Raw genomic sequence first — 14,140 nt, forward strand, 5'->3', positions numbered from 1 at the left:
GGTGCGCTGCGGGTGACGGGAAGGCGCTGCGAACGCTGCATGGAGAGGCTGCCAGAGGGACCGGTCGGCCAGCGTAGCAAGCCGCGGGTGGTTTTCCTCTTGTACATCGTCGTTGCCACCCGCTAGCCTGCGGGCATGACTACCACTCCCCTACGTTTGCTCGTCCACGGTGCCTCCGGCCGCATGGGCCAGGCACTGCTCCGCCTTGCCGCCGACACCCCCGCCCTGCAGGTCGTGGCTGCGGTCACCCGCCGCTCGCCGGCCCAGCGCGTGGTCGAGGGCGTGCCGCATTTCGCCAGCAGTGAGCTGGCCGGTGCGCCCCAGTTCGACGTCGCCATCGATTTCAGCCTGCCCGAGGGGTTCGATCCGGTGCTGGCGCTGTGCGTGGAGCGCGGTGCCGGCTTCGTCTCCGGTACCACGGGCATCAGCGAGGCGCAGCGCCAGGCGCTGATCCAGGCGGCAGGCCGGATTCCGCTGGTCTGGGCCTCCAACTTCAGCCTGGGCGTGGCGGTGCTGGACGAGCTGGTCGAGCGTGCGGCCGCCGCCCTGAAGGGCTGGGACTGCGACATCGTCGAATCCCACCACACCCAGAAGAAGGACGCGCCCTCGGGCACTGCCCTGACCCTGGGCGCAGCGGCGGAGAAGGGCGGGGCCGAGCCGCACTACGCCAGCCTGCGCGCCGGCGACATCGTCGGTGAGCACCTGGTCCAGTTCACCGGGCTGGGCGAGCGCATCGAGCTGACCCACCGGGCGACCAACCGCGACATTTTCGCCCGAGGGGCGCTGTTTGCCGCCCGCCAGCTGCCGGGCCGTGCGCCGGGCAGCTACCGCGTGCGCGACCTGGTGGATGGGGCCACTCCGCCGCCTGCCGTCTGAATGGGGCCCGGGGGGCCAGCGGGGCGCGCGCCTGAACCGGCGCTGCGCCCTTTGTCGGCCTGAACAGGGCAATTGCACGCGGATACTGGCGTCGCACCCGGCTTCCCTTTACAATTCCCGCTCGCCGAATCACGACAGCCGGACCGGTCCAGAACCGCAGTCCGCGCTTTTTTGCAGCCGCTTTTTCGTGAAGCGCAGGCGTGACTTCGGCGACCCCTCGGTAGCCAAAGTGAGATTTCCGTGACCCAAGCCGCAATCCTCGTCCTCGAAGACGGCACCGTATTCGAGGGCGAATCCGTAGGCGCGCCCGGCCTGTCCGTCGGTGAGGTGGTGTTCAACACCGCCATGACCGGCTATCAGGAAGTGTTGACCGATCCTTCCTACGCCCGGCAGATGGTCACGCTGACCTACCCGCATATCGGCAACACCGGCATGACCGACCAGGACGATGAAGCGGCCAAGGTATGGTCGGCCGGCCTGATCGTGCGCGATGTCCCGCGCCGCCCGAGCAACTGGCGCAGCCAGGTGTCGCTGCAGGATTGGCTGCTGCAGCGCGGCGTGGTCGCCATCTCCGGCATCGATACCCGCAAGCTGACCCGCATCCTGCGCGAGCGCGGCGCCCAGAACGGTGCGCTGATGGCTGGCGAAGGGCTGAACGTGGACACGGCGCTGGAAGCGGCGCGCAAGTTCCCGGGCCTGAAGGGCATGGACCTGGCCAAGGTGGTCAGCACCGACAAGAGCTACACCTGGACCGAGGGCCAGCTGGATCTGGACAGCAACGCCTTCGTCAACGCGGCGCCGCGCTTCAAGGTGGTGGCCTATGACTTCGGCGCGAAGCTGAACATCCTGCGCATGCTGGCCGAGCGCGGCTGCGAGCTCACCGTGGTGCCGGCGCAGACCCCGGCCGCCGAAGTGCTGGCGATGCATCCGGACGGCGTGTTCCTGTCCAACGGCCCGGGCGATCCGGAACCGTGCGATTACGCGATCGGCGCGATCAAGACCTTCCTGGAAAAGAAGGTGCCGACCTTCGGCATCTGCCTGGGCCACCAGCTGCTGGCGCTGGCCTCCGGCGCGAAGACGGTCAAGATGGGCCACGGCCACCACGGCGCCAACCACCCGGTCCAGGACCTGGACAGTGGTCGCGTCATGATCACCTCGCAGAACCATGGTTTCGCGGTCGATGAAGCGTCGCTGCCGGCCACCCTGCGCGTGACCCACCGCTCGCTGTTCGACGGCACCAACCAGGGCATCGCGCGCACCGACGTGCCGGCGTTCTCGTTCCAGGGCCATCCGGAAGCCTCGCCGGGCCCGCACGATGTCGGTCCGCTGTTCGACCGGTTCGTGGCGCTGATGGCCGAGGCGAAAGCTTGATGCGCAGCCTCGCGCTGCTGCCGTTGCTGTGGAGTGTCGCGGGTGTGGCGCAGGCTGCGCCCGCCGCCGATGCCGACGTGGCGGCGGTGGTGAAGACGCTGGGCCTGGGCACGCTGGGCACCACCATGGCCAGTTTGGTGATCGACACCACGCCAGCGCTGAAGGCGCTGCCGGACCCTGATCAACAGTGCGCGCAGGCCCCCGTGCGCGATCTGCTGGATGCGCAGTTCCGTGGTTCCATCATCACGGGTCTGGGCAGCGATGGCGACGCGGTGATCGCCGAGTGGTCGCGCTTCCTGGCCACGCCGGCGGGCAAGGCGCTGGCGAGCGGCTTCGCCAATTCCACCCCCGAGAACACCGAGGCCAAGGCCGGCGCTGGTCTGGCAGGCACGGACCGCGCACAGCTTGCCGCCTTCATCGGCAGCCCGGCCTATCGCCGGCTGGTGGCGTCGTTCGAGAGCGGGCCGGCGATGCCGGACAAACTGGGCGCGCAGTTGGCCAAGCCGCTGCAGGACCAGTGCCGGATCGTGCTGAACCCCGACGATATTTCCTGATCGACAGCGTGCGATCACCCCCATCTGCCTCGCTGTCCAGACTTAGAGAAGACAATGCCCAAGCGCACTGACCTTAAAACCATCCTCATCATCGGTGCCGGCCCGATCGTCATCGGCCAGGCCTGTGAGTTCGACTACTCCGGCGCGCAGGCCTGCAAGGCGCTTCGCGACGAGGGTTACCGCGTGGTGCTGGTCAACAGCAATCCGGCCACGATCATGACCGACCCGGAGATGGCCGACGCCGTCTACATCGAGCCGATCAACTGGCAGACGGTCGAGAAGATCATCGCCAAGGAGAAGCCCGACGCGCTGCTGCCGACCATGGGTGGCCAGACCGCGCTGAACTGCGCGCTGGACCTGGCCGACAACGGCGTGCTGGAGAAGTACAACGTCGAGCTGATCGGCGCCAAGCGCGATGCCATCCGCATGGCCGAAGATCGCGAGCTGTTCCGCGTGGCCATGGGTGAGATCGGCCTGGAGTGCCCGTCCGCCGCGGTCGCGCACACGCTGGAAGAAGCGATCGATATCCAGACCCGCGTCGGCTATCCGACCATCATCCGTCCCAGCTTCACCCTGGGCGGCAGCGGTGGCGGCATCGCCTACAACCGCGAAGAGCTGGTCGATATCGTGACCCGCGGCCTGGAGCTGTCGCCGACCACCGAAGTGCTGGTGGAAGAGTCGGTGCTGGGCTGGAAGGAATTCGAGATGGAGGTGGTGCGCGACACCGCCGACAACTGCATCATCGTCTGCTCGATCGAGAACCTGGACCCGATGGGCGTGCACACCGGTGACTCGATCACCGTGGCCCCGGCCCAGACCCTGACCGACAAGGAATACCAGCGCCTGCGCGATGCCTCCATCGCCGTGCTGCGCAAGATCGGCGTGGATACCGGCGGTTCGAACGTGCAGTTCGGCATCAGCCCGACCACCGGCCGCGTGGTCGTGATCGAAATGAACCCGCGCGTGTCGCGTTCCTCGGCGCTGGCCTCCAAGGCCACCGGCTTCCCGATCGCCAAGGTCGCGGCCAAGCTGGCCGTGGGTTACACCCTGGATGAATTGAAGAACGAAATCACCGGCGGCCTGACCCCGGCCTCGTTCGAGCCGTCCATCGATTACGTCGTCACCAAGATCCCGCGCTTCGCCTTCGAGAAGTTCCCGGCCGCCGACGCGCGCCTGACCACCCAGATGAAGTCGGTGGGCGAGGTGATGGCGATGGGCCGCACCTTCCAGGAGTCGCTGCAGAAGGCGCTGCGTGGCCTGGAAACCGGCAAGATCGGCCTGGACCCGACCGGCCTGGACCTGTCCAACGAAGACGACATCACCACGATCAAGCGCGAGCTCAAGGCCCCGGGCCCGGAGCGCCTGTTCTTCGTCGGTGATGCATTCCGCGCCGGTTTCAGCGTGGAAGACGTGTTCGCCCTGTCGCACATCGATCCGTGGTTCCTGGACCAGATCGAAGAGATCATCCAGGCCGAGGCCGGGGTGGCCGCCGATGGCATCGATGCGCTGGACGCCGCGCGCCTGCGCAAGCTCAAGCGCGCCGGTTTCTCCGATGCCCGCCTGGCCGAGCTGACCGGCACCAACGAAGCGGCCGTGCGTGCGCTGCGTCGTGCCCACAAGGTGCGCCCGGTGTACAAGCGCGTGGATTCCTGTGCCGCCGAGTTCGCCACCAGCACCGCGTATCTGTATTCGACCTACGAGGACGAGTGCGAAGCGGCGCCGAGCAACCGCGACAAGATCATGATCCTGGGCGGCGGTCCGAACCGCATCGGCCAGGGCATCGAGTTCGACTACTGCTGCGTGCACGCGGCACTGGCGCTGCGCGATGATGGCTTCGAAACCATCATGGTCAACTGCAACCCGGAAACCGTCTCCACCGATTACGACACCTCCGACCGCCTGTACTTCGAGCCGCTGACGCTGGAAGACGTGCTGGAGATCGTCGAGCTGGAACAGCCGAAGGGCGTGATCGTGCAGTACGGCGGCCAGACCCCGCTGAAGCTGGCGCGCGCGCTGGAAGCCAATGGCGTGCCGGTGATCGGCACCTCGCCGGACTCCATCGATCTGGCCGAAGACCGTGAGCGTTTCCAGCAGCTGGTCGACAAGCTCGGCCTCAAGCAGCCGCCGAACCGCATCGCCCGGAACGACCAGGAAGCCCTGCTGCTGGCCCGCGAGATCGGCTACCCGCTGGTGGTGCGCCCGAGCTACGTGCTGGGCGGCCGTGCGATGGAAATCGTCTACGGTGAATCCGATCTGGCCCGCTACGTCCGCGACGCGGTGAAGGTCTCCAACGATTCGCCGGTGCTGCTGGACCGCTTCCTCGACAACGCCGTGGAAGTCGACGTGGACATCATTGCCGACAAGGACGGCAACGTGCTGATCGGCGGCGTCATGGAGCACATCGAAGAAGCCGGCGTGCATTCGGGCGATTCGTCCTGCTCGCTGCCGCCGTACTCGCTGTCCGCCGAAACCCAGGCCGAGCTGCGTCGCCAGGTCGTCGAGCTGGCCAAGGCCCTGAACGTGGTCGGCCTGATGAACACCCAGTTCGCGATCCAGGCGGGCGAGAACGGCGAAGACATCGTCTACCTGCTGGAAGTGAACCCGCGTGCCTCGCGCACCGTGCCGTTCGTCTCCAAGGCCACCGGCATGCCGCTGGCCAAGATCGCCGCGCGCTGCATGGCGGGCAAGACCCTGGCCGAGCAGGGTGCGACCAAGGAAATCGTGCCGGGCTACTACTCGGTCAAGGAAGCGATCTTCCCGTTCGCCAAGTTCCAGGGCGTCGATCCGATCCTCGGGCCGGAGATGCGCTCCACCGGTGAGGTGATGGGCGTGGGCCGCAGCTTCAGCGCCGCCTTCGCGCGTGCGCAGGAAGCCGGTGGCATCAAGGCGCCGCCGCTGGGCAAGGCCTTCGTCTCGGTGCGTGATCCGGACAAGAAGCGCGTGCTGCCGGTGGCCAAGGCCCTGCTCGAGCGCGGCTACACCCTGGTCGCCACCCGTGGCACCGGCGCGTGGCTGCAGGAGCACGGCATGGACTGCGAGATCGTCAACAAGGTTGTCGAAGGCCGTCCGCACATCGTCGATTCGATCAAGAACGGCGAGATCGTCTACATCGTCAACACGACCGAAGGTCGCGCGGCGATCAATGACTCGTTCTCGATCCGTCGCGAAGCGCTGCAGCATCGCGTGACCTATTCGACCACCATCGCCGGCGCCATGGCGCTGGTGCAATCACTGGAATTCCGCGGGACCGGCCCGGTCTGGTCGCTGCAGGAACTGCACAAGGAGTTGAACGCATGAGAGCACCGATCACCCTGAAGGGCGCGCAGCGTCTGCGCGAAGAGCTTGACCACCTGAAGTCGGTCAAGCGCCCGAAGGTCATCGCGGCGATCGCCGAGGCCCGCGAGCACGGCGATCTCAAGGAGAACGCCGAGTATCACGCCGCGCGCGAGGAGCAGGGCTTCATCGAAGGCCGCATCAAGCAGCTGGAAGGCGAGCTTTCGCATGCCGAGATCATCGACATCACCAAGCTCAACGCCGGCAGCAAGGTGGTGTTCGGCGCCACCGTCGAGCTGTCGGACGTGGAAAGCGATGAAGAAAAGCGCTACCAGATCGTGGGTGACCTGGAAGCGGACATCAAGCTGGGCCTGATCGCGATCTCCTCGCCGCTGGCCCGCGCCTTGATCGGCAAGCTGGAAGGCGATGCGGTCACCATCGACGCACCGGCCGGCCAGCGCGAGTACGAAATCGTCAGCGTCCAGTACCTGGACTGACGGCGATGGCCACGGCGACGTTGTTGCTGCCGGCGCGCAGCCGGTTTCCGGCGGCGCCGCTGCCCGATGACGTCGCCAAGGCGCTGGGGCGTGCGGAACGCCGCAGCGCCGAGGCGGGCGAGCGCGCCCAGCTGCGTCGGCATTTCCAGACGCAGCCGGACGCGTGGTCGGCCGCAGCCCTGACCCGCCAGCTGGATGTCGGCGACGCCGACGGGGCGGTATGGCTGCGGGCCGATCCGGCCAACGTGGTGCCGGACATGCATGGCGCGCGCCTGATGGGGCACGGGGATACCCTGCGGCCCGATCTCGCCGATGTGATGCACCTGCTGCCTGCCTTGCAGCCGTTGTTTGCCGGCTACGGTTTCGTGCTGGATGCCCCGGTGCCGTCCCGCTGGTATCTGCGCCTCCCGCCCGGCACCACGCTGCCGGTATTCGCCGAGCCCGATGAAGTGCTCGGCGATGATCTGTTTGCCCATCTGCCCGAAGGCGATGCAGGCCGCCGCTGGCGTGCGCTGCTGACCGAGGCGCAGGTGGTGTTGCACCAGCACGCGTGGACCCAGCAGCGCGTGGCCGACGGCAAGCGTGCGATCAACTCGTTGTGGTTCTGGGGCGGTGGTGAGCTGCCCGAACGCGTGACCACCGCGCATGCCCAGGTCCGCAGCCGCGATGCGCTGCTGCAGGCACTGGCCAAGGCCGCAGGCCTGCAGGCCGATGGCGAGCAGACCGTGGATGCCCTGGTGGACCTGCGCCAGCTGCGTTCGCTGGAGCAGTTGGGCAACGATGCGATCCGGCCGCTGCTGGCGGCGATCGCGCGCGGGGAATTGACGCGGCTGGTCCTGGATTTCGAGGACGGCACCCGCGTCGAGATCGACAAGGGACAGCGCTGGCGGTTCTGGAAGAAGCCGGTGCAGCTGCACGACCTCTGAGTGCGTCGAAGGACCGCCGGCCAGTGGCCGTCCCCGGCGCGCCATCCACGCCATGTGTGGATGCGTTCCCCGGGCAGTATCATGGTCGCGCACGTCATTGATCGAGCCCGTTTTGACCCAGTCTGAAGCACCCCGTATCCAGCGCCGTCCTGCCGCCGCCGTCAGTGAGTGGCCGTCATCCATGTTGCCGTTGCTGCAGCGGTTGTACGCCGCGCGCGGGGTTACCGATGCCGCGCAGGCCCAGCCAAAGCTGGCCCAGCTGCATGCGCCGGATCTGCTGGGCAGCATGCAGGCCGCGGTAACGCTGCTGGCCGATGCGATCGCCAACAACGAACGCATCCTGATCGTCGGCGATTTCGACTGTGATGGCGCCACCGCCTGTGCGGTCGGCGTACGCGGCCTGCGCATGCTCGGCGCACGCGACGTGGTGCACGCGGTGCCCAACCGCATGCTGCACGGCTATGGGCTGTCGCCATCGCTGGTGGCCGAACTGGCCCCGCTCAATCCCGGCCTGCTGGTCACGGTCGATCACGGGATCGCCTGCCACGCCGGCGTCAACGCGGCCAAGGCACTGGGCTGGAAAGTACTGGTCACCGATCACCATCTGCCCGGCGAACACCTGCCGCCCGCGGATGCGATCGTGGACCCCAACATCAGCGGCGATGCCTTCCCGAGCAAGGCGCTGGCCGGCGTCGGGGTGATCTTCTACGTGTTGATGGCGCTGCGCCGCCACCTGCGCGAGCAGGGCGCGTTTGCCACGACGCCGGAACCGGACCTGCTGACCCTGCTGGATCTGGTCGCAGTGGGTACGGTCGCCGATCTGGTGGCGCTGGATGACAACAACCGCGCCCTGGTCTCGGCCGGCCTGCGCCGGCTGCGCAGCGGCAAGGGCTGCGTCGGCCTGCAGGCGCTGATCGAGGCCAGCGGACGCGATCCGGCACGGCTGAGCGCCACCGACATCGGTTTCGCGCTAGGCCCACGTTTGAATGCCGCCGGCCGGCTGGAAGACATGGCGCTGGGCATCGAGCTGCTGCTCACCGAAGACCGCGCCCACGCGCGTGAGATCGCCACGACACTGGAGTCGATCAATACCGAGCGCCGCGCGGTCCAGCAGTTGATGACCGACGACGCGGAACTGGCGGTGTCCCGTGCGGTGCTGAGTGCCGAGGGTGTGCGCCCGGTCGCGGCCTGCCTGTTCGATGCCGAATGGCATCCGGGCGTGGTCGGCCTGGTCGCTTCCAAGATGAAGGATCGCCTGCATCGCCCGGTGATCGCTTTCGCGCCGTCCGAGCCGGGCGGCGATTCGCTGCGTGGCTCGGCGCGCTCGATTCCCGGCTTCCACATCCGTGATGCGCTGGCCCTGGTCAACGCCGCGCACCCGGGCCTGATCGACAAGTTCGGTGGCCACGCCATGGCCGCTGGCCTGAGCCTGCCGCACGCGCAGCTCCCCGCGTTCGAGCAGGCCTTCGTGGACGTGGTGGAGCGCACGCTGGATCCGCTCTCGCTGCAGCAGCTGCTGCTCACCGACGGCGAGCTGTTGCCGCAGGAGCTGGATTTCGCCCATGCCGAGGCGCTGCGCCTGGCGGGCCCGTGGGGGCAGGGCTTCCCCGAGCCGTTGTTCGATGGCCACTTCCAGGTGGCACGCTGGCAGGTGCTCAAAGAAAAGCACCTCAAGCTGAGCCTGCGCGTGCCGGGCCGCCCCGAGCCGGTCAGCGCGATCCACTTCAGCGGCTGGACCGGCAATGCGCCTGCCAACCACGTCCACATCGCCTATCGGCTGGTCAGTGATGACTACCGGGGAGGCGGCGCGATCCAGCTGATCATCGAGCACTGCACGGATGCCTGACATGCTCCCATCGCCCACCGAACGTTTCGATCTGCAGAGCCGCATCGTGCTGCAGGGTGACGAGACCGCCCGCACCGAACTCTCCGCCCGCGAGGGCTTCGAATTCCCGGACCTGGACGGCTCGCGGCAAAGCGTGGCGTGGCTGCTGCGGCAGGAACTGGCCGCCCGGGTCGAGAGTGGAGATGGCACAGCCAGCGGCCCGGTCACGGTCGACGACGCGGTTGCCGCGGTGATGGCGCGACTCAGCCGGACCCGCTGCGTGGCCACGGGCTACCAGCCTTCGGACGACCCGGACGATTACCGGGATGCAGACGATCAGACCGGCGCGCTGGCGTATACCTGCGCGCTGCCGGATCCCGAAGCGCTGCGTCCCGTGCATGCAGCGCTGCGCGCTGCGCAGGACGGTCCGGATCGCCAACAGGCCGCGTAACGTCTGCTGGCCGCCTACGTTGAGCACCTCTCCAGCGCACCGGACAGGCCTGTGCACGCACATCACGCCGTATTCTCACGCCCGTACTCGGCCGACCACGCCGTCATGCAGAGCATGGCGATCATGGAGACGATTCTTCCCGCGCTGTTCCCCTTCGACGGCTGGGAAGACGACGACGGCTGAGCATCGCCGCGCGTGGCAGCGTAATGGTTTATTCCTGGACCTTGGTCACCAGCGTCGGCATTTCCCAGGCGCCACCGGCGGCCACCAGGCGGCACAGGCCGGTGCTGCTGCCAGCGGTCCTCACGAACTCCGTGCCGGTCCAGCCCCAGGTGGTGGAGTACCAGCAATCGCCGAGGCCACGGCCCTTGTGCGCCTCCTGGATGGTGCGTACGTCATCACCTACGGCTGCCGTGGTGACCAGCCGCGGCTGGTACGGCGCGCGGTCGTTGACCACCCAGTAACCATCACCGGTGTTGTACGCGGCGCGCCAGCAGCTCAGCGAGACCAGCAGTTTGTCGGCGCTGAGCCGCTGCACCGTCAGCGCTTCGGGTTCGCCATCCGGCGACAGGCTGCCGCTGGGTCCCAGTGCTTCGCAATCGTCGGCCGAGGTCACCGCGGCGAGGGCGGCGCGCAGCGCAGGTGATGCGGCCAGCGCCTCGTCTGCCGGGCGGGTCGCCACCGGCTTGCCCAGCTGCACGACCGGCACCGGCAGTGCCGGCGGCACCGAGGACTCGGCGAGGGTGCCTTTGCGCATCAGGGCGCCCGGCGTGCCCAGGCGGCCTTGGAATGCATCCATCTTCAACAGCACGGCCGACGCCCCTTTATCGGACACCGTCCAGCGTGCGCCGTCGTCGCCGATCAGCTCGATCCGGCTGTTGCGTGCCAGCGAAGCGAGCAGGGCCGCGAGCTGCTTCGCGGAAAACGTGGCGGTGCCCTCGGCGGCATCGAACTGCATCGGGCCGAGCGAGGCGCCATTGATCTGCAGGCTGAGCCGCTGGGTGGAGGTGTTGTCGTCGTACTGGCCAAGCATCAGTTCGGCGTGCACCGGCTGGTCCGGCCCGCCCGCGCGGGTCAGCAGGATCGAGACCGGGTCGCCACCATTCTCATCGGCCTGGTAACCGGCGGCGCGGCAGGTGCGGGTGTTGTCGCAGGCCAGCATCCAGTCGCGATGGCCGAACGTCACGCCCTCAACGGGGGCGGCGGCGTAGCCGGGCAGGGCAAGCCCCATCAACAGCGGGGCGGTCAACAACAGGCGCATGCGGCATCCTTGGTCCATCAATCCGTGGAGGGCGATCTTGGCCCAGCACGGGTGAGGCGTCCATGACTTGAACAGGCGGTTGCCAGCGCTCAACCCCGTTGTTGATCGCCATGCGTTCAAGGAAGTGTCATCGGATCAGGAGCGTCACATGGGACTCGCACTGCGCAGTATCGGTCTGCTCGCTCTTCTGTGCTGGCAGCTGCCCAGCGTCCACGCCCAGACGCGGCGTTTCCCACCGCCACGGCAGCCCATCCTGCAGGTGGCGGGCGCCGAAGTGCCGGTGCGGCTGACCGAGGCCCGTATCGACAGCCGTGTCATGGCGGGACTGGGCGAAACCACGATCGAGATGACCTTCCACAATCCCAATGCCCGGGTGCTGGAAGGGCAGTTGGCGTTCCCACTGGCCGCGGGCCAACAGGTGGCCGGGTTCGCACTGGATATCGGTGGTGAGCTGCGCGACGCGGTGCCGGTCCCCAAGGCGCAGGGCCGCCAGGTCTTCGAGGCGATCGAGCGTCGCCAGGTCGATCCGGGGCTTCTGGAGCAGACCGCCGGCAATCAGTTCCGGCTGCGGCTCTATCCCATCCCGGCCCGCGGTGAGCGTCGCGTCCGCCTGGTGCTGCGCGACAGCCTGCCGACCGTGCCGCAGGGCCTGCAGTGGTCACTGCCCGTGTTCTTCGCACGTCAGGCGGAGCAGGTGACGGTCCGGCTGGAGGCCAGCGGGACGGGCACGCCGGTCGCCGTGGGCGTCAATCCCCTCGGGTTCACGTTGAAATCCGGCGCCTATGCGGCGCAGTGGCAAGGGCGCGGCGCGGATCTGCCTGCACACCTGCAGTGGAACCTTCCGCTCGCGCGCAGCACGGACGTGGTCACTGGCCTGCATGAGGGGCAGCGCTATCTGCTGGCCAGCGTGCCGGTTCGCACGTCCACCGCTGCGCGCGTCCTGCCGGCGCGCATCGGCCTGCTCTGGGATGCATCGGGCTCGGCCGGTACACGCAACGGTGCGGCTGAACGCGCTGTGCTGGATCGCTACTTCCAGGCCCTCGGCACCGGACAGGTCCAGTTGACCGTGCTGCGTGACCGCAGCGAAACGCCGCGGGAGTTCACCATCAACAAGGGCGACTGGTCAGCACTGCGCGAGTACCTGCGGGCGCTGCCCAACGATGGCGCCAGTGCACTGGGCGACTGGACGCCGAACCCTGCCATCGGCGAGTACCTGCTGGTCAGCGATGGCCTGGCCAACTACGGCAGTCAGACGCTGCCCACGCTGTCGCCCGATCAACGCCTGTATGCGCTGAGCAGCGCCGGTGCGAAGACCGATACACCGCGCCTGCGCGCCTGGACCAGCGCCCATCATGGCCAGCTGCTGCAGGTGAGCAGCGAGGCGGAGGTGCCAGGCGTGATGCCGCTGCTGCTCCAGCAGCCCGTCGAGGTGGCCGAGGTGCGGGCACGTGGCGTGGAGGACGTGAACGTGGATGCCTCCAGCGCAACGCAGGGTTGGATCCGCGTCACCGGCCGCGTCCTGCGTCCCGATGCGACGGTGCTGCTGTCTCTTCGCGGTGGCGGCAGCGATCCGCAGCCGATCACCCTCAGCGTCGCGAACGCACGTGGGGTGGAAGGCGGCCTGGTCGCCCACGCATGGGCGAATGCCCGGTTGGCAGCACTGGCGGCGGACCCGGCCGGGGCGCAGGCATCCAAGGCGTTGTCGCAGCAGTTCGGTGTGGTGACCGCCGATACCTCGCTGCTGGTTCTTGAAACGTTGGAGGACTACCTGCGTTACGGCATCCGTCCGCCTGCACCCTTGCGCGCGGCCTACGACCAGCGCCATGCAGTGACGGTGGCGGACCTGGCAAGCGAGCGGAAACGCCGCCTGGATGGCATCGCCCGCCAGTTCGCCGAACGCGAACAGTGGTGGAATACCCGCTGGCCCAAGGATGCGCCACCGCGGCCCAAGCCGGACGTGCACGCCGTCGCCGCGCCAGTCGCCATGGCGATGGCCGCGCCACCGCCGGCACCTGCGGCGCCGATGGCGCTGGACCGTGTCGAGCTGACCGCCTCGGCGGTTTCCGATGAGGCAGAGGCCACCACCGAGCGCCGCGCCAAGTCGGCACCGAAGGCCAACAACGGGCAGATCACCCTGACCCTGGCACCGTGGGCACCGGATTCGGCCTATGCACGCCGCCTGCGCGATGCCAAGCCGGCGCAGCTGTATCCGCTGTATCTGCAGGAGCGCGAACAGCATGCCGGCAGCAGCGCCTTCTATCTGGACGTGGCCGATCTGCTGCTGGCCAGCGGACAGCGCGACCTGGCCCTGCGCGTGCTCTCCAACCTGGCCGAGATGGAACTGGAAAACCGCCACGTACTGCGCGTGCTCGGCTATCGCCTGATGCAGGCCAAGGCGCCGGCGCTGGCGGTGCCGGTGTTCCGCCAGGTGCTGGCGATGGGCGAGGAGGAGCCGCAGAGTTTCCGTGACCTCGGCCTGGCGCTCGAAGCGGCGGGGGAGTGCCAGGCGGCGGTGGCATCGCTGTATGAAGTGGTGGTGCGCCCGTGGGATGGCCGCTTCGACGGCATCTCGCTGATCGCGCTGGATGAGCTGACCCGGCTGATCGCCCGCGAGCGCGTCGACGCCTCGGCCATCGACCCGCGCCTGCGCCGTGCGATGCCGCTGGACCTGCGCGTGGTGCTGAGCTGGGACAGCGACAACAGCGACATGGACCTGTGGGTCACCGATCCCAATGGCGAGCGCGCGTACTACGGCAACCGGCTGACCTACCAAGGCGGGCAGATGTCACAGGACTTCACCGGCGGCTATGGCCCGGAGCAGTTCTCGTTGCGCGATGCCAAGCCGGGCACCTACAAGATCGAAGCGAACTACTTCGGGAGCCGCGAGCAATTGGTTACTGGCGCGACCACGTTGATGCTGCGCCTGAGCACCAAATGGGGCAGCCGCGACCAGCACGACCAGCAGGTCACGCTGCGGTTGAAGGACCGGGCAGAGACGGTGCTGGTGGGGGAGTTCGAGGTGCGATGAGCGCCAGCGGCTTGTAAGTCCGGCAGCCGTTGACCGATGGTCGGCAAGGGGGACGGCGCCGTTGGCGCCGTCGCGCTG

11 protein-coding genes are annotated in these 14,140 nt (G+C 68.1%); 10 read left to right on the plus strand and 1 reads right to left on the minus strand.

Annotated features, from left to right (window positions below; translation table 11 throughout):
- Window positions 1–135 precede the first annotated feature (135 nt).
- From dapB to AB9O74_RS14175, 9 genes are all read left to right on the plus strand, one after another.
- Window positions 136–876, plus strand: coding sequence for a 4-hydroxy-tetrahydrodipicolinate reductase (dapB, locus tag AB9O74_RS14135; protein ID WP_346492129.1), 741 nt, complete (start codon window positions 136–138; stop codon window positions 874–876).
- A gap of 240 nt (window positions 877–1,116) precedes the next feature.
- Window positions 1,117–2,247 carry a glutamine-hydrolyzing carbamoyl-phosphate synthase small subunit gene (gene carA / locus AB9O74_RS14140; protein ID WP_176989086.1) on the plus strand — a complete coding sequence of 377 codons (1,131 nt, stop codon included), beginning with the start codon at window positions 1,117–1,119 and terminating at the stop codon, window positions 2,245–2,247.
- Window positions 2,247–2,801, plus strand: a complete 555-nt coding sequence (locus AB9O74_RS14145; RefSeq protein WP_369349684.1) for a hypothetical protein — start codon at window positions 2,247–2,249, stop codon at window positions 2,799–2,801. The genes carA and AB9O74_RS14145 overlap by 1 nt, the downstream gene beginning before the upstream one ends.
- A gap of 54 nt (window positions 2,802–2,855) precedes the next feature.
- Window positions 2,856–6,098, plus strand: coding sequence for a carbamoyl-phosphate synthase large subunit (gene carB / locus AB9O74_RS14150; RefSeq protein WP_354274408.1), 3,243 nt, complete (start codon window positions 2,856–2,858; stop codon window positions 6,096–6,098).
- 8 nt (window positions 6,099–6,106) lie between these two features.
- Window positions 6,107–6,571, plus strand: a complete 465-nt coding sequence (gene greA / locus AB9O74_RS14155) for a transcription elongation factor GreA (protein WP_026069738.1) — start codon at window positions 6,107–6,109, stop codon at window positions 6,569–6,571.
- Window positions 6,572–6,576: 5 nt separating this feature from the next.
- Complete coding sequence (locus tag AB9O74_RS14160) at window positions 6,577–7,497, plus strand: phosphoglycerate mutase (RefSeq protein ID WP_369349685.1); 921 nt, start codon at window positions 6,577–6,579, stop codon at window positions 7,495–7,497.
- A 181-nt stretch (window positions 7,498–7,678) separates the two neighbouring features.
- A complete protein-coding gene (gene recJ / locus AB9O74_RS14165; protein ID WP_369349686.1) occupies window positions 7,679–9,343 on the plus strand; it encodes a single-stranded-DNA-specific exonuclease RecJ in 1,665 nt (554 codons plus the stop codon).
- 1 nt (window position 9,344) lies between these two features.
- On the plus strand, window positions 9,345–9,773 hold the full coding sequence (locus tag AB9O74_RS14170) for a hypothetical protein (RefSeq protein ID WP_369349687.1): 429 nt from the start codon (window positions 9,345–9,347) through the stop codon (window positions 9,771–9,773).
- 51 nt (window positions 9,774–9,824) lie between these two features.
- Window positions 9,825–9,956: a hypothetical protein gene (locus AB9O74_RS14175; protein WP_369349688.1), complete on the plus strand. Its 132-nt coding sequence runs from the start codon at window positions 9,825–9,827 to the stop codon at window positions 9,954–9,956.
- A gap of 28 nt (window positions 9,957–9,984) precedes the next feature.
- Here the strand turns inward: AB9O74_RS14175 and AB9O74_RS14180 are convergent, their stop codons facing one another.
- Window positions 9,985–11,034: a DUF1176 domain-containing protein gene (locus tag AB9O74_RS14180; RefSeq protein WP_369349689.1), complete on the minus strand. Its 1,050-nt coding sequence runs from the start codon at window positions 11,032–11,034 to the stop codon at window positions 9,985–9,987.
- Between the two features lie 148 nt (window positions 11,035–11,182).
- On the opposite strand from AB9O74_RS14180, the gene AB9O74_RS14185 reads away from it, so the two are divergent.
- A complete protein-coding gene (locus AB9O74_RS14185) occupies window positions 11,183–14,062 on the plus strand; it encodes a VIT domain-containing protein (protein ID WP_369349690.1) in 2,880 nt (959 codons plus the stop codon).
- Window positions 14,063–14,140: the final 78 nt, after the last annotated feature.

Origin of the sequence: Stenotrophomonas sp. JAG2 (assembly GCF_041080745.1) — a bacterium.
Taxonomy (GTDB): Bacteria; Pseudomonadota; Gammaproteobacteria; order Xanthomonadales; family Xanthomonadaceae; genus Stenotrophomonas; species Stenotrophomonas maltophilia_AA.